The organism is Pseudonocardia sp. P1 (assembly GCF_000178675.2).
Classification (GTDB): Bacteria; Actinomycetota; Actinomycetes; order Mycobacteriales; family Pseudonocardiaceae; genus Pseudonocardia.
This window is the reverse complement of the sequence record NZ_ADUJ02000001.1, coordinates 1,998,887-2,025,013: the sequence shown is the minus strand read 5'-3', so window position 1 is coordinate 2,025,013 and position 26,127 is coordinate 1,998,887. Positions and strand designations below refer to the sequence as shown.

Below are 26,127 nucleotides of genomic sequence, written 5' to 3'. Positions count from 1 at the left end.
GAAGGAGCACGACATGGTCGACCAGGCCCGCGCACGCAAGCTCGCCAAGCGGATCTCGCAGATCGTCGCGGAGGCGTTGGAGCACGAGGTCAAGGACCCGCGGTTGTCCATGGTGACGATCACCGACACCCGGGTGACCGGTGACCTGCGGGAAGCCACCGTCTACTACACGGTGATGGGGGCCTCGCTGGAGGAGGCACCCGACACCGCCGGTGCCGCCGCCGCGCTGCAGAGCGCCGCCGGTGTGCTCCGCAGCCGGGTCGGTCAGCAGACCGGTGTCCGGCACACCCCGAGCCTCGCCTTCGTCCTCGACCAGGTCCCGGACGAGGCGCGCCGGATGGAGGAGCTGCTGGCCCAGACCCGCGCCTCGGACGCCGAGGTCGCACGGCTGGCGGCCTCCGCGTCGCCCGCGGGCGAGGCGGACCCGTACAAGGCACCGCGGGAGACCGAGGCGGAGTGAGGGCGACGTCCGCGCCGCCGCTGCCCGGCCCCGGACCGGTCGATCCGGCTGGGGCCGCGGCGCTGCTGCGGCAGGCCCGTGGCGAGGTCCTCGTCGTCGGGCACGTCCGGCCCGACGCCGACGCCGCGGGCAGCGCGATCGCGCTCGCCACGGCGCTGCGCCGGTCGGGCGTGCCCGCGGTGGCGTCGTTCGGCGGGCCCGAGCCGGTGCCGGAGGCGCTGCTCGCGCTCGACCCCGGCGGCGTCGTCGTCGCCTCGCAGGACGCGCCCGCGGCGCCGGACCTGCTGGTCTGCTGCGACATCTCGTCGGCCGCCCGGCTCGGTGACCTGGCGGGGCGGCTCGGGACGGCGCGGTCGTCGCTCGCGCTCGACCACCACGCGTCGTTCGTGCCGTTCGCGACCCACCACCTGGTCGACCCGGGCGCCCCGGCCACCGTGCTGCTGGTCCGCGAGGTCCTCGCCGAGCTGGGGACCACACTGGACCCCGTACTGGCCCGGGCGCTGTTCGCGGGCCTCTACACCGACACCGGCGGGTTCCGCTGGGGCGGGTCGGACGCGCTGCGGCTGGGCGCCGAGCTCGTCGACGCCGGGGCGGAGCCGCGCGAGCTGATGCGCGAGATCACCGGGACCCGTCCGTTCGCCTGGCTGGCGGCGCAGGCGACCGTCCTGGCCGGGGCCCGGCGGGAGCCCGCCGGGGCCGGTGGCGAGCCCCTGGTGTGGGCGGTCGTGGACGCCGCGACGGCGATCCGGTTCCGGGACCAGACGGTCACCCTGGTCGGGCAGCTGCTGGCCACCGCCGACGACGGTGTCGCGGCGCTGCTGACCGAGGTCGCCCCCGGATCGTGGTCGGTGTCCCTGCGCGGCACCGGACGCCCGGACCTGTCCCGGGTCGCGACGGCGCTCGGCGGGGGCGGGCACGCGGCCGCGGCGGGGTTCGAGCGCGACGGCACCCGCGACGCGCTGCTCGACCTGCTGCGGGCCGAGCTCGCCGCCGTCCCGCAGCCGTGACGCGGCCCCACGACGCCCGGCCGGTCACCGCGTCGCACCGGCGAGGTGTCACGGCCGTCATCCGGGATACACCTGCGGTACCACCGCGTCCGGTAGGCACGGGCCGGTCCGACCGGCCACGGTCCCGGGACGTAGCGTGTCCGGCGATCCCCCCAGGAGGTTGCACGTGAGTTCCGAGCCCGCCCCGGGACACGACGGTGCCCGCGACGACGCCAGCGGCTGGCGCGAGTTCCTCGGAGCGTGGGTGCGCAACCCCGCCCGGGTCGGTGCCGTCTGGCCGAGCTCGCAGCGGCTGTCGGAGAAGCTCGCCCGGATCGCGCCCGGTCACGGAGCGCCGGTCGTCGTGGAGCTCGGCCCGGGCACCGGCGCGGTGACCTCCGAGGTCTCCCGCCGGCTCGCGCCCGGCGGCCGGCACCTCGCCGTCGAGCTCGACCCGGGCATGGCCCGCTACCTCACGGGGCGGCACCCGGGCGTCGAGGTCATCAACGGTGACGCCCGCAAGCTGGGCGAGCTCCTGGAGGAGCGCGGCATCGCCGGTGTCGACGCGGTCATCTCCGGGCTGCCCTGGTCGCTGTTCGACCGGGCCTCCCAGCGCGAGATCCTCGGCCAGGTCGTCGACGTGATCGGGGAGACCGGGGCGTTCGCCACGTTCGCGTACTCGCACACCATGCCGATGCCCTCGGCCCGCCGGTTCAAGGCGACCCTGCAGGAGACCTTCGACGAGGTCGTCATGACGCGGACGGTGTGGCGCAACGTCCCGCCCGCGTTCTGCTTCCTCTGCCGCCGCCCGCGTCCGTAGCGGTGTCGGGAGGCTCGGAACCGGACGTCCGCTCCCGGGGCGGGGCCCGGGACATCCTGCGGCTCGCGGTGCCGGCGCTGCCGGTGCTCGCCGCGGAGCCGCTGTACCTGCTGGTCGACACCGCCGTCGTCGGACGGCTGGGCGGGCTCCCGCTGGCCTCGCTCGCCGTCGCCGCGGTGCTGTTCGCCCAGGTCACCACCCAGCTGACGTTCCTGTCCTACGGGACGACGGCGCGGGCGGCCCGGTTCTACGGCGCCGGGCGCCGCTCCGCCGCGGTCACCGAGGGGGTGCAGGCGACGTGGCTGGCCGTCGTCGTCGGGCTGCTGGTGATCGCGGCCGGGCAGCTGCTGGCGGCCCCGGTCGCCGGGGTGCTCGCGGGCGGCGGGGACATCGCGGCGGGAGCGGTCTCCTGGCTGCGCATCGCCCTGTTCGGCGCCCCGCTGGTGCTGGTCACGCTCGCCGGGAACGGCTGGATGCGCGGGGTGCAGGACACCCGGCGCCCGATGTACTACGTGCTGGCGGGCAACGGCCTGTCCGCGCTGCTGTGCCCGTTCCTCGTGCACGGCGCCGGTTCCTGGGACGGCTGGGGGCTGGAGGGCTCCGCGGTCGCCAACGTCGTGGCCCAGGCGGTGTCGGCGGGGCTGTTCCTGCGTGCGCTGGCGGCGGAGCGGCGGCGGGCGCCGTCGTCCGACCCGGTCCGGTTCGCGCCCGACGCCGCGGTGCTGCGCGCCCAGGTGACGATGGGCCGCGACCTGGTGATCCGGTCGCTCGGCTTCCAGGCGTGCTTCCTGTCCGCGACCGCGGTGGCCTCCCGGTTCGGTGCGGAGTCGGTGGCGGCGCACCAGGTCGTGCTGCAGCTGTGGGTGTTCCAGTCGCTGGTGCTCGACGCGGTGGCGATCGCGGCCCAGGCACTCGTCGGGTCGGCGCTGGGGGCGGCCCGGGATCGGGAGGGCACCGCCGGGGCGCGTGCCGTCGCGGCCCGGGTGACGCGGTACGGGCTGCTGCTGGGCTGCGTGTTCGGCGTCGTGTTCGCGGCGCTCTACCCGGTGCTGCCCGGGGTGTTCACCACCGACGCCGCGGTGCTCGCGACGATCCCCGCCGCGTGGTGGTTCTTCACCGCGCTGCAACCGGTGGCGGGCGTGGTCTTCGCCCTCGACGGTGTGCTGCTCGGCGCCGGTGACGCGGCGTTCCTGCGCACGACGACGCTGCTCGCCGCGGTGTGCGGGTTCCTGCCGCTGATCTGGCTGTCGCTGGCGTTCGGGTGGGGGCTGGCCGGGATCTGGACCGGGCTGGCGATGTTCATGGTCGTCCGGCTGGTGGCCGTCGGGCTGCGGGCGCGCTCGGGGCGGTGGGCGGTCCCGGGCACGGTCCGGGCCTGAGCTCCGCGCCGTCCGGTCAGGGGCGTGCGACCGCGGAGCGCCCCTCGTCGAGCGGGGGAGGGGTCGGGAGCGGGAGCCGCACCGTGAAGACCGCGCCGGTGCCGTCGTCCCGGGGGCCGACGGTCACCGTCCCCCCGAGGCGCCGGGTGATCCGGTCGACCAGGGCCAGCCCGATCCCGCGCGGGCGGCCACCGGGCGTCGCCCGGGTGCTGAAGCCGAAGGTGAACAGCTCGCGGGCGGTCTCCTGGGGGACACCGGGACCGCTGTCGGCGACCTCCAGGACCACCTCGCCGCCGTCGGTCCGGACCGTCGCGGTGACCGACCGCTCCGCGCCGCGTGGCTGCGCCGCGACCACCTCGAGCGCGTTGTCGACGAGGTTCCCGGCCAGCGAGACGAGGTCGTCGGCGGCGAACGGCAGGTGCAGGTCCGGGAGGGTGTCGGGATCGCAGACGTCGGTCACCGAGAACGCGACGTCGCGCTCCACCGCCTGCCACGCCTTGTCCGCCAGCAGCGCGGCGAGCACCGGGTCGAGCACCTCGGCGACGACGGCGGAGCCGGGCCCGCGGGTGCGGTCGAGGGCGGCGGTCCCGGCGGCCGCGGCGTCCGAGGTGTCGCCGAGCTCGATCAGCGTCAGCACGGTCTGCAATCGGTTCGCGAACTCGTGGGCCTGCCCGGACAGGGCGTCGACCTTGCCGCGGGCGTCGTCGCGCTCCCGCAGGGCGCCGGCCAGCTCGGTGCGGTCGCGCAGCGTGAACACCCGGGTCCCCGGCCCCGCGGCCGGGCCGGCGTGCCGGCTGTTGACCAGCAGCACCCGTTCCCCGGCGAGCGCGGGCTCGTCGCGGAGGTCCTCGCGCAGGCCGCGGACCAGCACCGCCAGCACCGCCGGGTCGATGCCCAGGCCGGTCAGCGGGCGTCCGGGCTCGGCGGTGTCGGGGCCGCCCTCGATCGGGACGGGGGAGGCCAGCAGCCGCCGGGCCTCGGCGTTGACGACGACCAGCCGTCCGCTGCCGTCGACGACCAGCAGGCCCTCGCCGACGGCGTGCAGCACGGCGTCGTGATGGGTGTAGGCCCCGGCGATCTCCTCGGGCTCCAGCCCGAGGGTCTGCCGCCGCAGCCTGCGGGCCAGCAGCACGGCGAGGCCCAGGCCGAGCAGCAGCGCGGCACCGGCGGCGACGACGATGCCGGGCAGCCAGCGCAGCGCCAGGTCGCTGACCCGGGTCTGCAGCACCCCGACCGAGACGACGGCGATGAGCCGCCCGTCCTCGACGACCGGGGTGACGGTGCGGACCGACGGCCCGAGCGTGCCGGTGTAGACCTCGGTGGCCGTCCGGCCCTCCAGCGCCGGGGCGATGTTGCCCTGGTACGGCAGGCCGATCTCGGCGGGGTTGTAGTGGCTGTAGCGGATCCCGGCGGGGGACATGACGACGACGAAGTTGGTGTTCGTCGCGGTCCGGACCCGCTCGGCGACCGGCTGCAGCCGCGACGACAGGGTGGCGACGTCGCCACCGGCCCGCAGCGCGTCGACGACCTCGGGGTCGGAGGCGATGCTCAGCGCGGTGGCCCGGGTCAGCCGCCCGGCGGCGTCGTGCTCGAGCTCCCCGGCGCCGTACACGCCGAGCGCGGTGAGGCCCCCGACGGTCAGCAGCACCGTCACCACCTGCAGCACGAACAGGCGGCGGACCAGCTTCGACCCCCGCAGGGAGGTCGAGGAGGTGCGGAACGCCCGGAGCACGGCCCCACCCTGCCACCGCGGGGGTGGGAGGGGGGACCGTGCTCCGGGCGGGGCGACCGTCATGAGGAGGACGGGACGGTCGCGTCAGGAACCGGTGGTGGCCTTGACGCGGGTGTCGGCGTCGGCGGGAGCCTCGGTGCCGGTCGCGGTCTCCTCGGTCTTCTCGGTCTCCTCGCCGGCACCGCTGCCGTGGGCGGCCTCCATGTCGGCCTCGACGAGCGACGGGTCCTCGAGGACGGCGGCGAGCCGCTCGCGGTCGAGCTCGCCGTTCCAGCGGGCGATCACCAGGGTGGCGACGACGTTGCCGATCGCGTTGGTCAGCGCGCGGCCCTCGGACATCATGCGGTCGATGCCGACGATCAGGGCGAGGCCGACGACGATCGCCTCGGGGGTGAAGAACTCCCCGCCGAAGGCCTGCAGCGACGCGGCCAGGGTGACCAGCCCGGCGCCGGTGACGCCCGCGGCGCCCTTCGAGGTGAGCACCATCAGGACCGCGAGGGCGATCTGCGCGCCGATCGGGAGGACCTCACCGCCGGCCTGGATGATGAACAGCGCACCCAGGGTCAGGTAGATGCAGGTGCCGTCCAGGTTGAACGAGTAGCCGGTCGGGATGACCATGCCGACGGTCTGCTTGGACGCACCGGCCGACTGCAGCTTCGTGAGGAAGCGCGGCAGCACCGACTCCGACGACGAGGTGCCGACGATGATGAGCAGCTCGTCCTTGATGAGCCGGATGACCTTCAGGACGTTGAACCCGGCAGCCCAGGAGACCGCGCCGAGCACGACCAGGACGAACACCGCGCAGGTGCCCCAGAAGACGCCCATCAGCTTGAGCAGGTTCCACAGCGACTCGCCGCCCATCTGGCCGACGGTGTAGGCCATGCCGCCGAACGCGGCGACCGGCGCGGCCCACATGATGATCTTGATGATCCCGAAGATCACCTGCGAGATGCCCTCGATGCCGCGGACCAGCCGGACGCGGAGGTCGTTGTTCAGCGACGAGATCGCGCAGGCGGTGAGGATCGCGAGGACCAGGACCTGCAGGACCGAGTTCTCGACGAACGGCCCGAAGAAGCTCTCCGGCAGCAGCGAGCCCTGGATGAAGCCGATGACGCCCGACTCCTCGGAGCCGGTCGCGGCGTTCTCGGCGGCCTTCGCGAGGTCGGCCGGGTTCGGGGCACCCTCGAAGCCGGCGCCCGGCTGGAAGAGGTTGCCCGCGAGAAGGCCCATCGCCAGCGCGATCACCGTCATGACCAGGAAGTAGCCCAGCGCGCGGGCGGCGAGCCCGCCGGCCCGGGCGAGGTTGCCCAGCGACGCGATGCCCACGATCACGGTGCAGAAGATGACCGGGCCGATGATCACCTTGATCATCTGGACGAAGGTGTCGGCGAGCCACTTGGTGTCCGAGGCGAAGCCGGGGGCGACGAACCCGACCAGGATGCCGGACGCGATGCCGATCAGGACCCAGAACCAGAGCTGGGAGTAGAGCTTCTTCTTCGGCCGGGTGGGGGTCGACGACCCCTGTCCCGGTGAGCCGGCTGCGGTGGCGACCTCGGCCATGTCCGTCCTCCTCGACGTGTTCGGTGCCGAAACGATGAAGGAGGGCCGCCCGCCGCGCCAACGGGGGCGGAGGCGGTCTTGAGGAAGGTTTGAGGGTGCGGACTACGCTGTCGGACGTGCGCGTACTGCTGGTCGAGGACGACGCCGTCCTCGGAGACGCGTTGCGCCGCACCCTGGTCAAGCACGGCCATCCGACCGATCTGGTCGGCAGCGGGACCGCCGCGCTCAGCGCGATCGCGGACCGGGAGCCCGACGTCGTGCTGCTCGACATGGGACTGCCCGACCGCGACGGGATCGGCGTCTGCCGGGAGATCCGGGAGCGGTCCCGGGTGCCGATCCTCGCGATCACCGGCCGCGGCGACGTCGCCGCCCGGGTGCAGGGCCTGCGTGCCGGTGCCGACGACTACCTGGTCAAGCCGGTGTCCACCGACGAGCTGCTGGCCAGGATCGACGCGGTGCTGCGCCGCTCCACCGGCGGCGCGGTGGCGTCCACGGTGGCGGTGGGCGACGTCGTCGTCGACCTGGAGCGGCGGTCGGTCACCGCGGCCGGGGACGAGGTCGCGCTGACCCGCAAGGAGTTCGACCTGCTCGCCGCGCTGGCCCGGCGCGAGGGCGCGGTGCTGCCCCGGACCGAGCTGCTCGAACAGGTCTGGGGCGTCGCCGACGGCTCCGCCGCCCGCACCCTGGAGGCGCACGTGGCGTCGCTGCGGTCGAAGCTCGGCGCCCGCGAGGTCGTCGTGACGGTGCGTGGGGTCGGGTACCGGCTGGCGCGTTAGCGTCTGCGACCGTGCCGAAGCCACCGCCTCCGCCGCCCGGTCTCGTCGTCGTCGACAAGGACCGGGGTCCGACCAGCCACGACGTCGTCGGGAAGCTGCGCCGGATCATGGGCACCCGCAAGGTCGGCCACGCCGGGACGCTCGACCCGATGGCGACCGGCGTGCTGGTCGTCGGCATCGAGCGGGCGACGAAGCTGCTGGGGCACCTGTCGCTGGACACCAAGGCCTACACCGCGACCGTCCGGCTCGGGCAGGCGACCGACACCGACGACGCCGAGGGCACGCCCGTCGGTGACCCCGTCGCCGTCGTGGCCGGCGAGGCGGAGGTCCGTGCGGCGATGGCCGTGCTGACCGGGGACATCGAGCAGGTCCCGAGCGCGGTGTCCGCGGTGAAGATCGACGGGAAGCGCGCCTACCAGCGCGTCCGCGACGGCGAGACGGTCGAGATCCCGGCCCGGCCGGTCACGGTGTCGGCGTTCGACCTGCGCGACCTGCGCCGGGACGGCGGGTTCGTGGACCTCGACGTCGTCGTGGAGTGCACGTCGGGGACCTACGTGCGGGCGCTGGCCCGCGATCTCGGGGTGGCGCTCGGCGCGGGCGGGCACCTCACGGCGCTGCGCCGCACCCGGGTCGGGCCCTTCACCCTGGAGCACGCCCGCACCGTCGAGCAGCTGGCCGCCGAGCCGGGCCTCTCGCTCGACCTGGCCGCGGCGGTGGCGACGGCGTTCCCGCGGGTCGACGTCGACGATGCGGCCGCCACCGACGTGCGGATCGGCCGGTCGCTGCCGTCCGCGGGGATCCCCGGCACGTACGGCGTGTTCGGGCCCGACGGGGCCGCGCTCGCGCTGATGGCCGACCGCGGACCGTCCGCGCGCCCGGTGGTCGTGCTGGCCCCGGCCGGCTGATCCCCGGCGGCCGGTGGGGCGGGGCGGTCACCGGTTCCGTAGGCTCGCCGCCGTGCAGCGCTGGCGTGGTCTGGAGGCCGTCCCGCCCGGCTGGGGACGCTGCGTCGTCACCGTCGGGGTGTTCGACGGGGTGCACCGCGGGCACCGGCAGCTCATCGCCCGGGCCGTGGAGCTCGCCCGGGACCGGGGGCTCCCCGCGGTCGTCGTGACGTTCGACCCGCACCCGGCCGAGCTCGTGCGCCCCGGGACGCACCCCGCGCGGCTGTCCACGCTGGACCGGCGTGCCGAGCTCGTCGCCGAGGCCGGTGCGGACGTCTTCTGCGTCATCCCCTTCACCGAGCAGCTGTCCCGGATGGCGCCGGCCGGGTTCGCGCACGAGATCCTGGTCGACCGGCTGCACGCGGCCGTCGTCGTCGTGGGCCGCAACTTCACCTTCGGGCACAAGGCCGCGGGCGACGTCACGACGCTGCACGAGCTGGGCCGCCGGTTCGGCTTCGTCTGCGAGGCGGTGGACCTCATCTCCGACGACCACATCACGTTCTCCTCGACCTACATCCGGTCCTGCATCGACGCCGGCGCGGTCCGCGACGCCGCCCGCGCGCTGGGCCGCTGGCACCGGGTGGACGGCGTGATCGTGCACGGCCACAAGCGGGGCCGGGACCTGGGCTTCCCCACGGCCAACGTGGCCTGCCCGCCGCACACCGCGGTGCCCGCCGACGGGGTCTACGCCGGCTGGTTCCGGATCGGCGACCGGCGGCTGAAGTCCGCGATCTCGGTCGGGACGAACCCGACCTTCTCCGGGCGGGTGCGCACCGTCGAGGCCTACGTGCTCGACGTCGACGAGGACTTCTACGGCCACGAGGTCGGCGTCGAGTTCGTCGCCCGGCTGCGCGGTCAGGAGCACTACGACGGCATCGAGCCGCTCATCGCCCAGATGACCCGCGACGTCGAGGACAGCCGGACGACGCTCGTCGCCGCCGGCGATGCGACCGGACCGGACGGGGATCCCCCCACCGGACCGGGGCCGAACGCGCCGGGCTGAGTGGAAGTCCCCTACCCGTTCCGATCCGGCCCGGGCGCGACGGGGACGGCCGCAGGATCGCGGCATGGACGATCGTCCCGGTGACCAGGTGGCGGGCAACCGCGCGCGGCAGCGCGAGATCTACGGCGAGCCGCTGGGGGAGCGGGTACGCCGGCTGACCTCCGGGCTGGGGATCACGCAGGCGCGGCTGGCGTCGGCGCTGGGGCTGAGCCCGGCGATGCTGTCCCAGCTGTCCGGGGCCCGGCGGGTCAAGATCGGTGATCCCGCGGTGCTCGGCCGGATGGTGGCGCTCGACCGCCGGGTCGCGCGCGGTCCGGTCCCGCCCGGTGAGATCGAGACGCTGCTGGACCGCGTCCGGTCCGGGTCCGCGGTGCCCTGGGGGCCGGTGCCGGCGGGGGACTGCCGCTGCGGTGCTGCCGGCCCGGGCCTCGCCGGCCCCGATCGCCTCCCGGGCGGCGCCCCGGTCGTCCCGGGTGCGCCGGGTGCGTCAGGCGCGCCGGTCGTTCCGGTCCGCACGGCAGTGGTGCCGCACCCGCGACGGCCGGCCGCCTCCGCGCCGACCGCTGACGACGCGCTGCGCGGCGTCTCCGCGCCGGCCCGCCTCGTCGCGGCCGCGGCGGAGCTGGACCCGTCGTTCCCGGAGATCGCCGATGTGCTCCGGCGGGCGGCGGCGTCGCGGAGATGAGGGGTGCTGCGAGATCGCTTCCCGGGGAAGCGATCTCACGGAAGGAGGTCACCCGCGGCGGAACGCCCCGCGTCACCCGACGGTCGCGAGGCCCCGCCGGGCAGCGCCGCATGCGGGGAATCGCTGCCCGAGGCAGCGATTCCACCGGATACCGTCGCCCTCGATCGCCGCAGCCGTGCTCGTCCGTGGCATCGGGGCGGGCCGCCGGGAGGACGGAGCGGGATGAGGCTGTTCACCGCGCTGTGGCCGCCCCCGGCGGCGGTCGACGCGCTCGCGACGGAGCTGGCGTCCGCACCGCCCTGGCACCCGGACGGCGCGTGGCGGCCGGTGGATCCCGGCAGCTGGCACCTCACCCTGTGCTTCCACGGCGACGACGACCCGGACGCGCGGGCCGCGGCCCTCGACGCGGCGTTCGCCGGGGTGCCCGCGCCGCGGCTGCGGATCGCGGGGACCGGCACCTTCCCCGGCGTCGTCTGGGCCGGGGTCGAGCCCGGCGGTGTGCTCGACGACCTCGCGGCCCGGGCCGGGGCCGACCCGTCGTCGTTCCGGGCGCACCTCACACTCGCCCGCAGGCGGCCCGCCGACCGGCCCCGGCCGGACGCGCTGACCGGCGCCGGCGCCGTCCGGCCGGGGCCCTGGTGGACGGCGGACGAGGTGCTGCTGGTGCGCAGCGACCCGGGCCCGCGCTACACCCCGGTGCACCGGGTACGGCTGACGGTCCCGTCCGGTGGAGCAGGGCGCTGAGGTGCGCGGGTCGGCGACGGCGGGCGATGTCGTCGCTGGTACCGTTTCTCCCCGGGTCCGGCTGCAGTCCGCGGCGGCCGCGACCGACCACCTGCCGTTCCACCGGCCGTCCCGGCCGGGGTCGCGAACGGTACGGCCCCGCGGACCGTCCACGAGATGAAGGAGACGCAGTGGCACTGTCCACCGCCGAGAAGAAGACCACGCTCGAGAAGTACGGCACCCACGCCACCGACACCGGGTCCCCCGAGGCCCAGGTGGCGCTGCTGACGCAGCGCATCATCGGGCTGACCGAGCACCTGAAGGAGCACAAGCACGACCACCACAGCCGGCGCGGCCTGCTGCTGCTGGTCGGTCGTCGTCGCCGGCTCCTCAAGTACCTGCGCGCCGTCGACGTGGCTCGTTACCGCGCGCTGATCGAGAAGCTGGGTCTGCGCCGCTGACCCGCCGGCGACCCGGCACCGGACTCCGGTGCCGGGTCGTTCCGCATCCCACGCGGTACAACTGAACCGACACAACTGAACAGAAGCCCACCGCGCGCCGGCGGACGGACGTCCGCCGGTCCTCGGTAGTGGCTCCCGGGAGCACGAGTTGCCGGGGGCTTCGATCGAAGACCGGCCCAGCAGGGGATCGCCCCGGACGTCGTCGGTGGTGGGGACGCAGAGACAACTCCCTACGACGAGGAGATCACCCCCGCATGACTGACGTCATCAGCGAGGACGGCGTGCACGAGAGCACCGCCGTCATCGACAACGGTGCCTACGGCACGCGCACCGTCCGGTTCGAGGCCGGCCGGCTCGCCCGCCAGGCCGCCGGTTCGGTCGTCGCGTACCTGGACGACGAGACCATGCTGCTGTCCGCCACGACCGCCTCGAAGCGGCCGAAGGACCAGTTCGACTTCTTCCCCCTGACGGTCGACGTCGAGGAGCGGATGTACGCGGCGGGCCGGATCCCCGGCTCGTTCTTCCGCCGCGAGGGCCGCCCCGGCACCGACGCGATCCTGACCTGCCGTCTCATCGACCGGCCGCTGCGCCCGTCCTTCGTGGACGGTCTCCGCAACGAGATCCAGGTCGTCGTGACGGTCATGTCGCTCGACCCGAAGGACCCCTACGACGTCGTGGCGATCAACGCCGCGTCGGCGTCCACCCAGCTCGCGGGCCTGCCCTTCTCCGGCCCGGTCGGCGGCGTCCGCGTCGCGCTGATCGCGAACGAGACCGGCACCGACACCCAGTGGGTGGCCTTCCCGACGCACGACCAGCTCGAGCGCGCCGCGTTCGACATGGTCGTCGCGGGTCGCGTCGTCGGCGACGACGTCGCGATCATGATGGTCGAGGCCGAGGCCACCGAGAAGACGATCGAGCTCGTCGACGGCGGCGCCAACGCCCCGACCGAGGACGTCGTGGCCGACGGCCTGGAGGCCGCGAAGCCCTTCATCCGCTCGCTGTGCGTCGCGCAGCAGCAGCTCGCCGACGTCGCGGCCAAGCCGACCGCCGACTACCCGGTGTTCCCGGCCTACCAGCCGGACGCGCTCGAGGCCGTCACCGAGGCCGTCGAGCAGGAGCTGGCGCAGGCGCTGACCATCGCCGGCAAGCAGGAGCGCGAGACCCGCACCGACGAGATCAAGGCGTCGGTGCTGGAGAAGCTGGGCGAGCGCTTCACCGGCCGCGAGTCCGAGCTGGGCAACGCGTTCCGCGCGCTCAACAAGAAGCTCATCCGCCGCCGGATCCTGACCGACCAGGTCCGGATCGACGGCCGCGGCCTGACCGACATCCGGCCGCTCTCGGCCGAGGTCGAGGTCATCCCGCGGGCGCACGGCTCGGCGCTGTTCGAGCGTGGCGAGACCCAGATCCTGGGTGTCACCACGCTGAACATGCTGCGCATGGAGCAGACGATCGACTCGCTCGGTCCGGAGACCTCCAAGCGCTACCTGCACCACTACAACTTCCCGCCGTTCTCCACCGGTGAGACCGGCCGCGTCGGGTCGCCGAAGCGCCGCGAGATCGGCCACGGCGCCCTCGCCGAGCGGGCGCTGCTCCCGGTCCTGCCGGACCGCGAGGAGTTCCCCTACGCGATCCGCCAGGTCTCCGAGGCGCTGGGCTCCAACGGGTCCACCTCGATGGGCTCGGTCTGCGCGTCGACGATGTCGCTGCTCAACGCCGGTGTGCCGCTGAAGGCGCCGGTCGCGGGCATCGCGATGGGCCTGGTCTCCGACGAGGTCGACGGCCAGACCCGCTACGTCGCGCTGACCGACATCCTCGGCGCCGAGGACGCGTTCGGCGACATGGACTTCAAGGTCGCCGGCACCAAGGACTTCGTGACGGCGCTGCAGCTGGACACCAAGCTGGACGGCATCCCGTCCGAGGTGCTGGCCGCGGCCCTGAGCCAGGCCAAGGACGCCCGCCTGACCATCCTCGAGGTGATCGGCGAGGCCATCGACGGCCCGGACGAGATGTCCAAGTACGCGCCGCGGGTCACCGCGGTGAAGGTCCCGGTCGACAAGATCGGCGAGGTCATCGGCCCGAAGGGCAAGATGATCAACTCGATCACCGAGAAGACCGGCGCCGACATCTCCATCGAGGACGACGGCACGATCTACGTCGGTGCGAACGACGGCCCCTCCGCGGAGGAGGCGATCGGCATGATCAACGCGATCGCCAACCCGCAGCTGCCGAAGGTCGGCGAGCGGTTCCTGGGCACGGTGGTCAAGGCCGCCGCCTTCGGTGCCTTCGTCTCGCTGGTCCCCGGCAAGGACGGTCTGATCCACATCTCGAAGCTCGGCAACGGGAAGCGGATCGGCAAGGTCGAGGACGTCTGCAAGGTCGGCGACAAGATCCGCGTCGAGGTCACCGACATCGACAACCGCGGCAAGATCAGCCTCGTCCCGGTCCAGGAGGGCGGGGAGAACGGTGAGGCCCCGGCGGACGCCGAGACCGGCGCCGAGGCTCCGGCCGAGGCCGAGGCCGCGAACCAGAGCTGATCCGTTGGCGGACGCGCACGACTCCAGGGCGGCGGCCCGGGAACCCCAGGGTTCCCGGGCCGCCGCCCGCGTGCCCGCCGATCTCGCGACCCCGGACGCGGTGCGGCGCAGCGAGCTGCCCGGCGGCGTCCGGCTGGTCACGGAGACGGTGCCCGGGGTCCGCTCGGTCGCCGTCGGCATCTGGATCGGCATCGGCTCGGTCGACGAGACCGGCGAGCAGGCCGGTGCCGCACACTTCCTGGAACACCTGCTCTTCAAGGGCACCCGGCGCCGGACCGCGGCCGGGATCGCCGAGGAGATGGACGCCGTCGGCGGTGAGCTGAACGCCTTCACCGCCAAGGAACACACCTGCTACTACGCGCACGTCCTCGACACCGACGTGGCGCTCGCGGTCGACCTGCTCGCCGACGTCGTCACCGACGCCGAGCTGGCCCGCACCGACGTCGAGCTGGAACGGGGCGTCGTGCTCGAGGAGATCTCGATGCGCGACGACGACCCGGAGGACCTGCTCGGCGACCTGTTCGACGAGACCCTGTTCGGGTCGCACCCGCTCGGCCGTCCCGTGATCGGGTCCGAGGAGTCCGTCCGGGCGATGAGCCGGGAGACGCTGCACGCGTTCTGGCGCGGGGAGTACACGACGCCACGGATGGTCGTCGCCGCCGCCGGGAACCTGGAGCACGACCGGCTCGCCGAACTCGTCGCCGCAGCGCTGGCACCCGCGGCGAACGGCCACGCCGACGCCGTCGCCGTCCCGCCGCGCGCCGCCACCGGTGTGCGCCCGGCCCGCTCCGGTGCGCTCGGCCTGCAGCCCGACGACTCCGAGCAGGCACACGTGATGCTGGGCGTCCCGGCCGCGGGCCGGCACGTCCCGGGGCTGCCGGTGCTCGCGGTGCTGAACAACGCGCTCGGCGGCGGCCTGTCGTCGCGGCTGTTCCAGCAGGTCCGTGAGCAGCGCGGGCTGGCCTACCAGGTCTACTCCTCGGTCGCCCGCTACGCCGACGCCGGTGCCCTGTCGGTGTACGCCGGCTGCGCACCGGAGCGGCTCGGCGAGGTCGTGGCCGTCGTGCGTGACGTGCTCGCGGAGGTCGCCGGGGGCGGGCTCACCGAGGCCGAGGTGACCCGGGCCAAGGGCGCGCTGCGCGGGGGACTGGTGCTGGGCTGCGAGGACACGGCGTCCCGGATGAACCGGCTCGGCCGGGCCGAGCTCGACCACGGGCGCCAGCGGTCGCTGACCGACAGCCTGGCCCGCATCGAGGCCGTCACCCCGGCGGAGGTCGCGGCGCTGGCCGCGGGCCTGCTGGACCAGCCGCTCACCGCCGCTGTCGTCGGTCCCTACGACGACGAGTCCGCTCTCCCGGGGTCCCTGCGCGACCTGTGAGCCGGGGTCGATCACGACCTGGCAGGGTGGGGCCATGACCTGGCTCGCCGTCCTCGCCGGCCTCATGATCGCGGTCGGGCTGGCCGGGATCGTGCTCCCGGTGCTCCCCGGCCCCGTACTGATCGTCGGCGGGATCGCGGTGTGGGCGGTGCCGCGCGGCGACGCCGTCGGCTGGTGGGTGCTCGGTCTCGCCGTGCTGGTCACCGTGATCGGCCAGGTCGCGAAGTACCTGCTCCCCGGCCGCCGGCTCAAGGCGTCCGGGGTGCCGACCCGGACCCTGCTCGCGGGCCTCCTGCTCGGTGTCGTCGGGTTCTTCGTCGTCCCGGTGGTCGGGCTGTTCCTCGGGTTCGTGCTCGGGGTGTGGCTGGCCGAGCTGGTGCGGCTCCCGGACGCCGCGACGGCCTGGCGATCGGCGAAGGAGGCGCTCACCGCCGTCGGGTGGAGCATCCTCATCGAGCTCGCCGCCGGGATGCTGGCGACGGCGGTGTGGATCGGCGGGCTCGTCGCCGGCTGAGCGGCACTGCCTAGACTCGCCTGCGGTCACGACGTCGGTCAGAAGATCTGGGAACGAGGTGTGCGGGTGAGCGGGACGATCCGGGTGGCGGTGCTCGGCGCGGAGGGCCGGATGGGCAGCGAGGTCTGCCGTGCGGTCGAGGCGGCCGGGGACACCGAGCTGGTGGCGGCCCTCGACGCGGGCGACGACCTCGCCGCGCTGGACGGCGCCGACGTCGCCGTCGACTTCACCCACCCCGGTGCGGCGCTGGACAACGTGCGGGCGTGCGTCTCGCGCGGGGTCGCGGCGGTCGTCGGGACCAGTGGCTTCGACGCCGCGAAGTTCGACGAGGTCCGGTCCGTCCTCGACGCCCACGGCTCCGGAAGCGTGCTGGTCGCCCCGAACTTCGGGGTCGGCGCGGTGCTGATGATGCACTTCGCCGGGCAGGCCGCGAAGTTCTTCGACTCTGCCGAGATCGTCGAGCTGCACCACGCCGGCAAGGTCGACGCCCCGTCCGGGACCGCGGCCCGCACCGCGTCGGTGGTCGCCGCCGCCCGTGCCGAGGCCGGTCTGGGCGACGTCCCGGACGCCACCACCACCGACCCGGACGGTGCCCGCGGCGCGGTCGTCGACGGCGTCCACGTGCACGCGGTCCGGATGCCCGGTCTGATCGCGCACCAGGAGGTCATCCTGGGCACCGACGGCGAGGTGTTCACGATGCGGCACGACTCGATGAACCGGGCGTCCTTCATGCCCGGCGTGCTGATGGCCGTGCGGGCAGTGCGGTCGCGGCCCGGTCTGACCATCGGCCTGGAGCCACTGCTCGGCCTGGTCTGACCGGCCCCCTCAGCCGGTCAGGTGCAGGTCGAGGGTCCCGCCGACCCGGATCTCGCGCAGCGTGCCGGTGCCGGTGTCGAGGGTGCGGACCGCGCCGTCGGGCTGCCAGCCGGCGCGCGCGTAGAACCCCCGGGACGCGGCGTCGGCCTCGGGCAGCCACGCCCGCCCCGACCCGGAGCCGGACCCGCGCAGCGCGGCCGCGGCGGCGGCGAGCAGCCGTCCGCCGTGCCCGCGCCGCCCCCACCGCGGCTCCACCAGCAGCGCGGAGATCTCCGCGATCGACAGGCCGTCGGCTCCCGCGTAGTGCGCGGCGGCGCAGAATCCCACGGTCTCGGCGCCCTCGACGGCGACGAACAGGTGGAAGTCGTCGCCCGCGTGCACGGCGTCGCGCCAGTGCGAGCGGGCCGCGTCGGAGGTCAGGCTCGCGAACGCCTCCTCGGGGAGCAGCCCGGCGTAGGCGGTGCGCCAGGTGCGGTCCTGGATCCCGACGACGGCGTCGACGTCGTCGTCGGTGGCGGGGCGGACGCTCGCGGTGGCCATGCCCCATGCCTACCGTGTCCGTGGCGGGCACCGCTCACAGGGGACGCACAGATGATCCCGGGCCGCCGCCCACGTGCGGTTCCTACCGTCGGTGGCAGTTCCCGACCGACGCTCCTGGAGGACCGCATGAGCCCGCGCCCCACCTACGAGGGCCGCCCGCTGCCCCGCCCCGACGACGAGGTCGTCGACCAGGGCCTCGGGTTCGATCTCGGCACGTTGTTCAGCCGCCGCCGGATGCTCGCGGTGCTCGGCATCGGCGCAGCCACGGCGGGCCTGGCCGCGTGCGGCGCGTCCGGGTCGTCCGGGTCGTCGACCACGAGCACCACGAGCACCGGCGAGATCCCGGACGAGACCGCGGGCCCGTACCCGGGCGACGGCTCCAACGGGGCGAACGTGCTCACCGAGTCCGGTGTGGTGCGCAGCGACATCCGGTCCAGCTTCGGGACCGGCAGCGCCACCGCGGAGGGCGTGCCCATGACCCTCGAGCTGACGATCACCGACATGGCGGCGGCCGGGATGACCGGGGCCGCGGTGTACGTGTGGCACTGCGACCGCGCCGGCGAGTACTCGCTCTACTCGTCCGGGCTGGAGAACGAGAACTACCTGCGCGGCGTCCAGGTCGCCGGCAGCGACGGGACGGTGCGGTTCACCAGCATCGTCCCGGCCTGCTACGACGGCCGCTGGCCGCACATCCACTTCGAGGTCTACCCGGCGGTCGCCGACATCACCGACGCCGGCAACGCCATCGCCACCTCGCAGGTCGCGCTGCCGCAGGACATGTGCACCGCCGTGTACGCCACGACCGGCTACGAGCAGTCGGTGACGAACCTGTCGAAGGTGTCCCTCGACAGCGACAACGTCTTCGGCGACGACGGCGGGGCCCTGCAGGTCGCGACGGTCAGCGGGGACGTCACCCGCGGCTGGACCGTGGCGCTGACGGCCGCGGTGGACACGACCACCGAGCCCACCGGCGGCGGTGCACCGGACGGCGGGTCCGGTGGCGGGCCCGCCGGCGGGCAGGGAGGCGGCCCCGGCGGTCCGCCGCCCGGGAACTGACCCACACCCGGCACCCCGTGACCGTGCCCGCCACCCGTGGCGGGCCGCGGCACCCCGTGGCGGGCCGCGGCACCCCGTGGCAGGGCGCGGCACCCCGTCACTGGCCGGCGCACCCTTTGCGGCGGGCGCCACGCCGGGTCACGGGGTGCGGCGCCCTGCCAAGGGGTGCCACACCGGTCACGGGGTGCGGCGCCCTGCCACGGTGTGCCACGCCGGTCACGTGGTGCGGCGCCCTGCCACGGGGTGCCACGCCGGGTCAGGGGGTGCGGTTCCCGGTCAGCGGGTGCCGCACCGGTCAGGGGAGCGGTAGCCGGCCACGGCGGCGGCCGGTCGAGGGCGTGGCACCCCGTAACTGGTCGGCGCACCCTCTGCGATTGGTGCGACGCCGGGTCACGGGGTGCTTCGCCGGGCGAGCGGGTGCGGCGCGGCCGGGGTGCGGGGATCGAGACGGTTGGCAATCGGCGGCTCCGGAAGCGCATCGCTCGGGCAGTGACGTGTGCCGGCACCCCCCCCGGCCGGGTGCGGCACCCCGTCACCGGCCGGCGCACCGTCTGCAGCGGGTGCCACGCCGGGCCGTGGAGTGCCCCGCCGGGCCGTGGGGTGCGGCGACGGATCAGGGGGCGCCATGCCGGGTCAGGCAAGTGCGGCGGTCGGGCGCGGGCACGGACCTGGGTGGGGTGCGGCCGAGGGAGCGGCACCCCGTCCCCGACCGGCGCACCCTCTGCGGCGGGTGCCTCGCCAGGTGATCGGGTGCGGCGCCAGGCGATGGGGTGCCTCGCCAGGCGATGGGGTGCGGCGCCAGGCGGTGGGTGCCTCGCCAGGCCACGGGATGCGGCGCCGGGCGGTGGGTGCCTCGCCGACCACGGATGCGGCGCCGGGCCACGGGGCGCGGGCGCGGCTGCGGGGTGCGGGCCGGTTCCTGTCGGGGGTCCGTGGCAGCATCCGGCGGGTGCGGACGATCTCGGGAGACGTGGCCCGGCGAACCTTCCTGGCAGCGCAGGGCTTCGCCGACCCCCGGCCTGCGGGCGCGGTGACCCGGCGGCATCTCGGGCGGGTGCTGGACCGGGTGAAGCTGCTGCAGCTGGACTCGGTGAACGTCGCCGTCCGCGCGCACTACATGCCGATCTTCAGCAGGCTCGGGGCGTACCCGGCGTCCCTGCTCGACGACGCCGCCTGGTCACCGAGCGCGCGCCGCCCACGGCTGCTCGCCGAGACCTGGGCGCACGAGGCGAGCCTGGTCCCCGTGCAGGACTGGCCGCTGCTCGGCCACGAGACGCTGCCGCGGCGGTGGTGGAAGCACTACGGGCCGCTGCTGGAGAAGCACCCGTCGCTGGCCGGGGACATCCGCGACGTCGTCGCCGAGTCCGGCCCGATCGGCGCCGGTGCGATCGAGAAGGCGCTGGCACCCGGCGGCCGGGCGGGCACCGTCCGCCCGCGACCGCCGGGCGCGACCTGGTGGGAGCGGTCCGAGGTCAAGCGGGTCTGCGAGTACCTGTTCGCGGTGGGTGACCTGGCCGTGGGCACCCGGAAGCACTTCGAGCGCCGCTACGACCTGCCCGAGCGGGTTCTCCCGCCGGAGGTCCTCGACGGCCCGCCACCCGACCCGGCCGACGCCGCCCGCGAGCTCATCGCCAAGGCGGCCTCGGCGCTGGGCGTCGGCACCGAGACCGACCTGCGCGACTACTACCGGCTCGGCCCGGAACGCACCCGCACGGCGATCGACGAGCTCGTCGACGGCGGGCGGCTCGAACCGGTCGCGGTGCGCGGCTGGGCGAAGCCCGCCTACCGCGACCCGGCGGCCCGGGCACCGCGCACGGTCGAGGGCCGGGCGCTGCTCTGCCCGTTCGACCCGCTGGTGTGGGAGCGCGACCGCACCGAGCGGATCTTCGGCTTCCGCTACCGCATCGAGATCTACGTGCCCGAGCCGCAGCGCGAGTACGGCTACTACGTCTTCCCATTCCTGCTCGACGGCCGCCTCGTCGGCCGGGTCGACCTCAAGGCCGACCGCGCCGCCGGTGTGCTGCGGGTGCCGGGCGCGTTCGCCGAGCCGGGCGCCCCGGGGCCGGAGTCGCGGATCGCGGCCGAGCTCGCCGCCGAGCTGACGACGATGGCCGGCTGGCTGGGCCTCGACGGCGTCGTCGTGGGGGAGCGGGGCGGCCTCGCGGCGCTGCTGCACGCGGAGCTCCGTCGCTCGGACGCCGCCTGATCAGAGACGCCGCCTGATCAGAGACGCGGCCTGATCAGACCCCGAGCGGGATCCCCAGCGACACCCAGGCCAGGAACAGGACGGTCCAGACGACGAACATCGCCGCACAGATCGGCAGCGTCATCGAGATGAGCGTGCCGATGCCGGCGTCACGCCGGTAGCGCTGCAGGAACCCGAGCGCGACGGCGAAGTACGGACTCATCGGCGTGAGGGAGTTCGCGACGGAGTCCCCGATCCGGAACGCGGCCATCGTCTGGTCGGCGTCGATCCCGACGAGCAGCAGCATCGGCACCAGCACCGGGGCCAGCAGCGACCACTGTGCCGATCCCGACGTGATCACCAGGCCGAGCGCGAACACCAGCAGCACGGTCAGGAACAGCAGCACCGGCGCGGGGGCGCCCGAGGCCTGCAGCACCTCCGCGCCGGACACCGCGATCCACTGGCCGAGCCCGGTCCAGGTGAACCAGGCCAGGAACTGGGCGATCACGAAGAACAGCACGAGGATCGGGACGACGTCGACGAGCCCCTCGCGCATCAGCCGCGGCACGTCGGCGGCGCGGCGGACCGTCCCGACCCGCAGCCCGTACACGATGCCGACCGCGAGGAAGGTCAGCAGCAGCACGACGGCGATGCCGTCCAGGAACGGCGACGGCACCAGGTCCCCGGTGTCCGGGTCCCGCAGCGGGGAGCCCGCAGGCAGCCAGGCCGCCGCGTAGAGCGCCAGGAGCGCGAGCAGCGTCAGGCCGGCGTCCCGCAGGCCACGCACCTGGTCGCGGGAGATCTCGGCGTCCCGCGCCTCCGCGGCCTCCGCCTCCTCGTGCCCGGAGGCGTCAGCCGGTTCCTCGGTGGACCGGCCGGCGGCGGGTTCGACGACCCGGTCGACGACGACCGCCGCCGCCAGGGCGATGAGCAGCGCGCTCACGACGTTGAACCAGTAGTTCGACAGCGCGGTCAGCTGGATCGACGGGTCCACGACGGCCGCGGCGGAGTTCGTGATGCCGGCCAGCAGCACGTCGGTCGCGGTCACGAGGATGCTCGCGTCGTACCCCGCCCCGACCGACACGAACGCGGCCACCGCCCCGACCGCCGGGTTGCGGCCCAGGGTCCGGAACACCATCGCGCCGAGCGGGATCAGCACGATGTACGCGGCGTCGGACGCGACCGACCCGCAGACCCCGGCGAACATCAGTGCCGGGGTGACCAGCGGGCGCGGTGCCCGCAGCACGGTGACCCGCAGCAGCGTCGGCAGCAGCCCGGAGCGGTCGGCGACCGCGATGCCCAGCAGGACCGCGATGATCGTCCCGAGCGGCGGGAACTCGACGAAGTTCGTGACCGCCTCGGTGAGCGCGAACCGCAGCCCGTCACCGGTGAGCAGGCTGCGGACGGGGGTGATCTCGTCCTGGCCGGGGACCTGCGCGGTGAGCCCGGCCGCGGCGAGCACCGCGGACAGCCCGGCCAGCAGCACCGACAGCACCACGAAGAGGATCACCGGGTCGGGCAGCTTGTTCCCGGCCCGTTCGACGACGCCGAGTGCCCGGGTCAGCCGTGACGGTGTCTCCGGTGCTGTCTGCTCGCTCAACGGTCCCCCGCGGATCGGCTGATCGGAGCCGGGAGGTTAGCCCGTCCGGCCCGAACGGTCGACCCCCGCGAGGCCGGGCCGGCGGGGAGATGTCAGTCCCTGTCGAGCCGGAACACGGCGATCGTGCCGAGGTGGGCGGCGACGTCGTCGGCGGAGGCGTCGGCCGGGACCGGGAACGCCCGCAACGCCTGCGGCTGGTCGATCGCCCGCAGGTAGGTGACGACGGCCGCGGCCGCCTCGCCGGGCCCCGGCTCGACGGCACGCCGCTCGCTCCCGCCGTCGCTCGCCAGGAGCGTGCAGCCGGGCGTCGCGCGCAGGTTCCGCACCCAGTCCCGGGCCGCCACCGGCGCGACGACGTACTCCGCCCCGCCGTGACCGACCACGCCCACCGGGGTGTCCCGTGGTTCCCCGCTGCGCCGTCCCCGGGTCCGCAGCACGCGCAGGGCGTACCCGCCGTCCGGGACGGGTGCGGCGGGCATGGTCAGCACCCGCCCGGTCATGGCGGCGTTCATCGCGGCGATCTCGGTGCGCTCCATGCCACCGACCGTACTCCTCGATGAACAACCATCTCCATCATCGAGGGAAACGGCGTCACCCCGCGACGGCGGCCGCCCGTCCGACGAGCACGTCCCCGCTGCCGGTGCGGCCCGAGAGCCGGACGGCCGCGGGGGACGGCGGGCCGTCGTGCCGGACGTCGAGCTCGCTGCGGGCCCGGCCGGAGCCGGTCGACAGGTCCAGCTCGGCGGCGACACCGGAGTGCACCCCCACGCGGACGTTTCCCGAGCCGGTGCTGACCCGCACGTCGCCGCAGACCGCGTCGGCGAGCACCAGGTCCCCGGAGCCGCTGCGGATCTCGAGATCGCCCGTCACCTGCCCGAGCCGGACGTCGCCGCTGCCGGTGCGCACCCGGGACGGCCCGGCGAGCGACCCGGCCTCGACCCCACCGCCGCCGGTGCGGAGCTCGGCGCGCCCGCCGCACGAGCCGAGGTCGATCCCGCCGGAACCGGTGGTGATGTCGGCATCACCCGTCACCTCGGCGACGCGCGCCGTGCCCGACCCGGTCCGGACGGCCGCCCAGGACGCGCGGCCCGTCACCCGGACGCCCGCCGCGCCGGTCCGCACGGCGGCCCGCGACCCGGCCGGGGCCGAGACGGTCACGCTCAACGGGACGCTGCTCAGGCCGGGCTCGTCGGGCCCGCGCACGACCAGCCGCCCGCCGGGGCCGGACCATTCGACGGTCACGGCGTCGACGGCCTCGGCCGACGGGTCGCCGGTCCGCTCCCAGGGGGCGCCGACGATCGGCTCGAAGCCGCGCCCGGACCAGCCGGCGGCGGGCGGTGCCCCGCCGCCACTCATCGACGTCCCGATCCAGTCGAGGAGACCGCCCAGGCCGCCGGACCACGGGGCGCCGGAGCGGTCGGCCGACACCTCGACGCGGACCTCGGCGGCGTCCTCGACGAGGTCGATCCGGACGTCGCCGCCACCGATGGTGATCTCCAGCTCGGCGGGGCCGGTGCAGGCCCAGCTCTCCCGGCGCGCGTCGACCGGACCGGTCCCGGCACCGGCCCCGGAACCGGTCCCGGCACCGGGATCGGAGTCGCGGTCACCGGTGCCCGCTCCGGAGCCGGGAGAGCGGTCGCCGGGCCCGTCGCCCGCGCCCTGAGCGCCCGGACCCCCGGCGTCCCCGCCGTCGATCGGGCCGGTCGTGTCGTCACGCTCGTCGTTCATCCCTGCACCCATCCCCGGAGGTTCCGTCCGTCGCCCGGCCCGCGCCCGCCACGGGCACGCTCCTCGGCGCCCGCGAGGGCGCCCTGCACCGCCTGGGACACCCAGGTGTTCAGCGAGACGCCCTGCGACTGCGCCGCCCGCTCGGCCTGCGACTTGATCTGCTCGACGATCCGCAGGGTCACCCGGCTGATGTCGCCCGCGTCGGCGCCGAACGGCAGCCCGGACGGGCCGCCGGTCCCCTCGGACCCGCCGGGCCACCCGCCTGTCCACCCGTCGGGCCGGCCCCCGGTCGTCCCGGTCGGGGCCTGGCCGGCGGGCTGCTGCGGCCCGTCGCCGGACGGCGTGCCCGAGACCGAGACCCGCACCTCCCGGCCGTGCAGCCGCACCTCCACGGAGCGGTCGCCGAGGGCGGCGGTCGCCTCCGAGGCGAGGTCCGAGAGGGCGTTCATGATCGCGAGGCGGGCGGCGGGCTCGATCGCGGAGCCGAGCAGCGCCGCCGTGCGGCGGGCCTGCTCGTCCCCGGCGGCCGCGGCGGCGGCGAGGTCGTCACGCAGCTGCGTGACGTACGGCGTGAGGTCCATGACGTCACTATGGCGTCACTCGCGATGTCATTTCAAGGAGATGCCGTCACCGGTGATGTCGGGGGGCGCCGAGGCTACGCTCGGGCGCATGTCGGAGACCGCGCCGCAGACCGTCCCGCTGACCGTCCAGCTGGTGGCGAAGACCGAGTTCACCCCGCCCGCGGACGTCCCGTGGTCCACCGACGCCGACGGTGGCCAGGCGCTCGCCGAGTTCGCCGGGCGCGCCTGCTACCAGTCGTGGAGCAAGCCGAACCCGCGCACGGCGACCAACGCCGGCTACGTCCGGCACATCCTGGAGGTCGGGCACCTCTCGGTGCTGGAGCACGGCAGCGTCAGCTTCTACCTCACCGGGATCTCGCGGTCGCTGACCCACGAGCTCATCCGCCATCGGCACTTCTCCTACTCGCAGCTGTCCCAGCGCTACGTCCCCGAGCGGGACGCGGCGATGGTCGAGCCGGACGTCATCGCCGACGACCCCGAGCTGCACGAGCTGTTCCTGCAGGCGTCCGCGGACGCGCTGAGCGCCTACCAGAAGCTCCTCGAAGGGCTGGAGAAGCGCTTCGCCGACGTCCCGAACGGCACGCTGCGCCGCAAGCAGGCCCGTCAGGCCGCCCGGTCGGTGCTGCCGAACGCGACCGAGACGAAGATCGTCGTCACCGGGAACTACCGCGCCTGGCGGCACTTCGTCGCGATGCGGGCCTCCGAGCACGCCGACGTCGAGATCCGCAACCTGGCGGTGGAGTGCCTGCGTCAGCTGCAGCGCGAGGTGCCGAACGTCTTCGCCGACTTCGAGATCCAGAAGCTCGACGACGGCACCGAGATCGCTTCCAGCCCGCTGGTCAGCGAGGGCTGAGCGCTCCTCACGCCAGGACGGCGTGCACCCGGCGGCGCAGGTCCGGCAGGTCCCGCACGACGATGCTGCGGCCCTCCTTCTCGACCAGGCCCTCGGCGACCAGCCGGGACAGCTCCCGGCTCATGGTCACCCGGGTCAGGCCGACGAGCAGGGCCAGCTCGTCGACGGCCGGGCGGATCGACAGCCGGGTGACGGTGTCGAGCGCGACCTCGCCGTAGGCCTCCACGAGGTGCCCGAGCAGCAGGATGACCCGCTCCCGGGCCGGCAGGCCCTCGATGAGGACGTGCAGCTGCATGACGCGCTGCTTGTAGGCGATCCGCCGGGTGATCTCCAGCAGCAGCTCGGGCTCGGCGCGGGCCGCGTCGAGCAGCGCGTCCCGGGTGACCGAGACGATCTCCGACGGCTGGGTGCAGACCGACGCGAGGTGCCGCGGCCGCCCGTCGACGCAGGCGGCCTCACCGAGGGTGGCGCCCGGTTCGGCGTAGGCCAGCGACCGCTCGGAACCGTCCGGGCGGTGCAGGTAGATGCGCACCCGCCCGGAGACGACCAGGTGGAGCCGGGTGGACAGCTCGCCCTGCCGGTAGACGTGCTCGCCGCGGGCGTAGCGGCGCGGGGTCCCCAGACCGGCGAGCCGGTCGGTCACGGGCGTCGCCGGCGCGGTGAGGAAGGGCGAGACGGGATCGCCGGCCGGGCCGTGGGCCCGGTCCGCGCCCGCGTCGTCCGCCGTCCCGGCCGTCACCCGTCACCCGCCTCCCGCGGCCGTCGAGGGACCGGCCGCCGTCCGATGGTGCGGACGGTAGCCCGGCCCGGCCC

The 26,127-nt window shown here is 74.9% G+C and carries 25 protein-coding genes; 17 read left to right on the top strand and 8 right to left on the bottom strand.

The window, feature by feature from the left end; translation table 11 throughout:
• Nucleotides 1–13 precede the first annotated feature (13 nt).
• From rbfA to PP1_RS08845, 4 genes are all read left to right on the top strand, one after another.
• Nucleotides 14–460 (top strand): 30S ribosome-binding factor RbfA, encoded by a 447-nt coding sequence (gene rbfA / locus PP1_RS08860; protein WP_010242659.1) that lies wholly within the window; start codon nucleotides 14–16, stop codon nucleotides 458–460.
• Nucleotides 457–1,467 (top strand): DHH family phosphoesterase, encoded by a 1,011-nt coding sequence (locus PP1_RS08855; RefSeq protein ID WP_010242657.1) that lies wholly within the window; start codon nucleotides 457–459, stop codon nucleotides 1,465–1,467. The genes rbfA and PP1_RS08855 overlap by 4 nt, the downstream gene beginning before the upstream one ends.
• Before the next feature lie 166 nt (nucleotides 1,468–1,633).
• The gene (locus tag PP1_RS08850) at nucleotides 1,634–2,266 is read left to right on the top strand and encodes a class I SAM-dependent methyltransferase (RefSeq protein WP_010242655.1); all 633 of its coding nucleotides are present in this window, start codon (nucleotides 1,634–1,636) and stop codon (nucleotides 2,264–2,266) included.
• A 2-nt stretch (nucleotides 2,267–2,268) separates the two neighbouring features.
• On the top strand, nucleotides 2,269–3,645 hold the full coding sequence (locus PP1_RS08845) for an MATE family efflux transporter (RefSeq protein ID WP_010242652.1): 1,377 nt from the start codon (nucleotides 2,269–2,271) through the stop codon (nucleotides 3,643–3,645).
• Nucleotides 3,646–3,661: 16 nt separating this feature from the next.
• Here the strand turns inward: PP1_RS08845 and PP1_RS08840 are convergent, their stop codons facing one another.
• Both PP1_RS08840 and PP1_RS08835 read right to left on the bottom strand, forming a co-directional pair.
• Nucleotides 3,662–5,377 (bottom strand): sensor histidine kinase, encoded by a 1,716-nt coding sequence (locus PP1_RS08840; protein ID WP_010242651.1) that lies wholly within the window; start codon nucleotides 5,375–5,377, stop codon nucleotides 3,662–3,664.
• A gap of 84 nt (nucleotides 5,378–5,461) precedes the next feature.
• Complete coding sequence (locus PP1_RS08835; protein ID WP_010242649.1) at nucleotides 5,462–6,937, bottom strand: cation:dicarboxylate symporter family transporter; 1,476 nt, start codon at nucleotides 6,935–6,937, stop codon at nucleotides 5,462–5,464.
• A gap of 116 nt (nucleotides 6,938–7,053) precedes the next feature.
• Here PP1_RS08835 and PP1_RS08830 point away from each other — a divergent pair, with 116 nt between their 5' ends.
• The 10 genes from PP1_RS08830 (at nucleotide 7,054) to dapB (ending at nucleotide 16,771) form a co-directional block, all read left to right on the top strand.
• On the top strand, nucleotides 7,054–7,713 hold the full coding sequence (locus PP1_RS08830; protein WP_010242647.1) for a response regulator transcription factor: 660 nt from the start codon (nucleotides 7,054–7,056) through the stop codon (nucleotides 7,711–7,713).
• An 11-nt stretch (nucleotides 7,714–7,724) separates the two neighbouring features.
• Nucleotides 7,725–8,618 carry a tRNA pseudouridine(55) synthase TruB gene (truB, locus tag PP1_RS08825; RefSeq protein ID WP_010242645.1) on the top strand — a complete coding sequence of 298 codons (894 nt, stop codon included), beginning with the start codon at nucleotides 7,725–7,727 and terminating at the stop codon, nucleotides 8,616–8,618.
• 52 nt (nucleotides 8,619–8,670) lie between these two features.
• Entirely contained in the window at nucleotides 8,671–9,660 is a 990-nt protein-coding gene (locus PP1_RS08820) for a bifunctional riboflavin kinase/FAD synthetase (RefSeq protein WP_010242643.1), read from the top strand.
• 64 nt (nucleotides 9,661–9,724) lie between these two features.
• Nucleotides 9,725–10,345 carry a transcriptional regulator gene (locus PP1_RS08815; RefSeq protein WP_060722200.1) on the top strand — a complete coding sequence of 207 codons (621 nt, stop codon included), beginning with the start codon at nucleotides 9,725–9,727 and terminating at the stop codon, nucleotides 10,343–10,345.
• A 222-nt stretch (nucleotides 10,346–10,567) separates the two neighbouring features.
• Nucleotides 10,568–11,089 (top strand): 2'-5' RNA ligase family protein, encoded by a 522-nt coding sequence (locus PP1_RS08810; protein ID WP_075314059.1) that lies wholly within the window; start codon nucleotides 10,568–10,570, stop codon nucleotides 11,087–11,089.
• A gap of 170 nt (nucleotides 11,090–11,259) precedes the next feature.
• On the top strand, nucleotides 11,260–11,529 hold the full coding sequence (gene rpsO / locus PP1_RS08805) for a 30S ribosomal protein S15 (RefSeq protein WP_010227233.1): 270 nt from the start codon (nucleotides 11,260–11,262) through the stop codon (nucleotides 11,527–11,529).
• Between the two features lie 254 nt (nucleotides 11,530–11,783).
• Nucleotides 11,784–14,063: a polyribonucleotide nucleotidyltransferase gene (locus tag PP1_RS08800; RefSeq protein ID WP_010227236.1), complete on the top strand. Its 2,280-nt coding sequence runs from the start codon at nucleotides 11,784–11,786 to the stop codon at nucleotides 14,061–14,063.
• A 70-nt stretch (nucleotides 14,064–14,133) separates the two neighbouring features.
• Complete coding sequence (locus tag PP1_RS08795) at nucleotides 14,134–15,441, top strand: M16 family metallopeptidase (RefSeq protein WP_010227239.1); 1,308 nt, start codon at nucleotides 14,134–14,136, stop codon at nucleotides 15,439–15,441.
• 34 nt (nucleotides 15,442–15,475) lie between these two features.
• Nucleotides 15,476–15,955, top strand: coding sequence for a DUF456 domain-containing protein (locus PP1_RS08790; protein ID WP_010227241.1), 480 nt, complete (start codon nucleotides 15,476–15,478; stop codon nucleotides 15,953–15,955).
• A gap of 66 nt (nucleotides 15,956–16,021) precedes the next feature.
• Nucleotides 16,022–16,771, top strand: a complete 750-nt coding sequence (gene dapB / locus PP1_RS08785) for a 4-hydroxy-tetrahydrodipicolinate reductase (RefSeq protein ID WP_202796341.1) — start codon at nucleotides 16,022–16,024, stop codon at nucleotides 16,769–16,771.
• A 9-nt stretch (nucleotides 16,772–16,780) separates the two neighbouring features.
• Here dapB and PP1_RS08780 read toward each other — a convergent pair whose 3' ends face one another.
• On the bottom strand, nucleotides 16,781–17,311 hold the full coding sequence (locus tag PP1_RS08780) for a GNAT family N-acetyltransferase (protein WP_075314060.1): 531 nt from the start codon (nucleotides 17,309–17,311) through the stop codon (nucleotides 16,781–16,783).
• A 126-nt stretch (nucleotides 17,312–17,437) separates the two neighbouring features.
• On the opposite strand from PP1_RS08780, the gene PP1_RS08775 reads away from it, so the two are divergent.
• Together PP1_RS08775 and PP1_RS08770 are read left to right on the top strand one after the other, a co-directional pair.
• Nucleotides 17,438–18,367, top strand: coding sequence for a dioxygenase family protein (locus tag PP1_RS08775; RefSeq protein ID WP_010237123.1), 930 nt, complete (start codon nucleotides 17,438–17,440; stop codon nucleotides 18,365–18,367).
• Nucleotides 18,368–19,316: 949 nt separating this feature from the next.
• Complete coding sequence (locus tag PP1_RS08770; RefSeq protein ID WP_029239744.1) at nucleotides 19,317–20,573, top strand: winged helix-turn-helix domain-containing protein; 1,257 nt, start codon at nucleotides 19,317–19,319, stop codon at nucleotides 20,571–20,573.
• A 34-nt stretch (nucleotides 20,574–20,607) separates the two neighbouring features.
• Here the strand turns inward: PP1_RS08770 and PP1_RS08765 are convergent, their stop codons facing one another.
• The 4 genes from PP1_RS08765 to PP1_RS08750 all read right to left on the bottom strand — a co-directional run bounded on the left by PP1_RS08765 (nucleotide 20,608) and on the right by PP1_RS08750 (nucleotide 24,461).
• Nucleotides 20,608–22,152 (bottom strand): AbgT family transporter, encoded by a 1,545-nt coding sequence (locus PP1_RS08765; protein WP_010234968.1) that lies wholly within the window; start codon nucleotides 22,150–22,152, stop codon nucleotides 20,608–20,610.
• Between the two features lie 92 nt (nucleotides 22,153–22,244).
• Complete coding sequence (locus PP1_RS08760; protein ID WP_010234971.1) at nucleotides 22,245–22,688, bottom strand: nitroreductase/quinone reductase family protein; 444 nt, start codon at nucleotides 22,686–22,688, stop codon at nucleotides 22,245–22,247.
• 55 nt (nucleotides 22,689–22,743) lie between these two features.
• A complete protein-coding gene (locus tag PP1_RS08755; protein ID WP_083697060.1) occupies nucleotides 22,744–23,880 on the bottom strand; it encodes a DUF4097 family beta strand repeat-containing protein in 1,137 nt (378 codons plus the stop codon).
• A complete protein-coding gene (locus tag PP1_RS08750) occupies nucleotides 23,877–24,461 on the bottom strand; it encodes a toxin-antitoxin system HicB family antitoxin (RefSeq protein ID WP_010241513.1) in 585 nt (194 codons plus the stop codon). The genes PP1_RS08755 and PP1_RS08750 overlap by 4 nt, the downstream gene beginning before the upstream one ends.
• Nucleotides 24,462–24,549: 88 nt before the next feature.
• Here PP1_RS08750 and thyX point away from each other — a divergent pair, with 88 nt between their 5' ends.
• The gene (gene thyX / locus PP1_RS08745; protein WP_050802541.1) at nucleotides 24,550–25,314 is read left to right on the top strand and encodes an FAD-dependent thymidylate synthase; all 765 of its coding nucleotides are present in this window, start codon (nucleotides 24,550–24,552) and stop codon (nucleotides 25,312–25,314) included.
• 7 nt (nucleotides 25,315–25,321) lie between these two features.
• On the opposite strand, the gene PP1_RS08740 is transcribed toward thyX, so the two are convergent.
• Nucleotides 25,322–26,053, bottom strand: coding sequence for a Crp/Fnr family transcriptional regulator (locus tag PP1_RS08740; RefSeq protein WP_010241510.1), 732 nt, complete (start codon nucleotides 26,051–26,053; stop codon nucleotides 25,322–25,324).
• Nucleotides 26,054–26,127 lie beyond the last annotated feature (74 nt).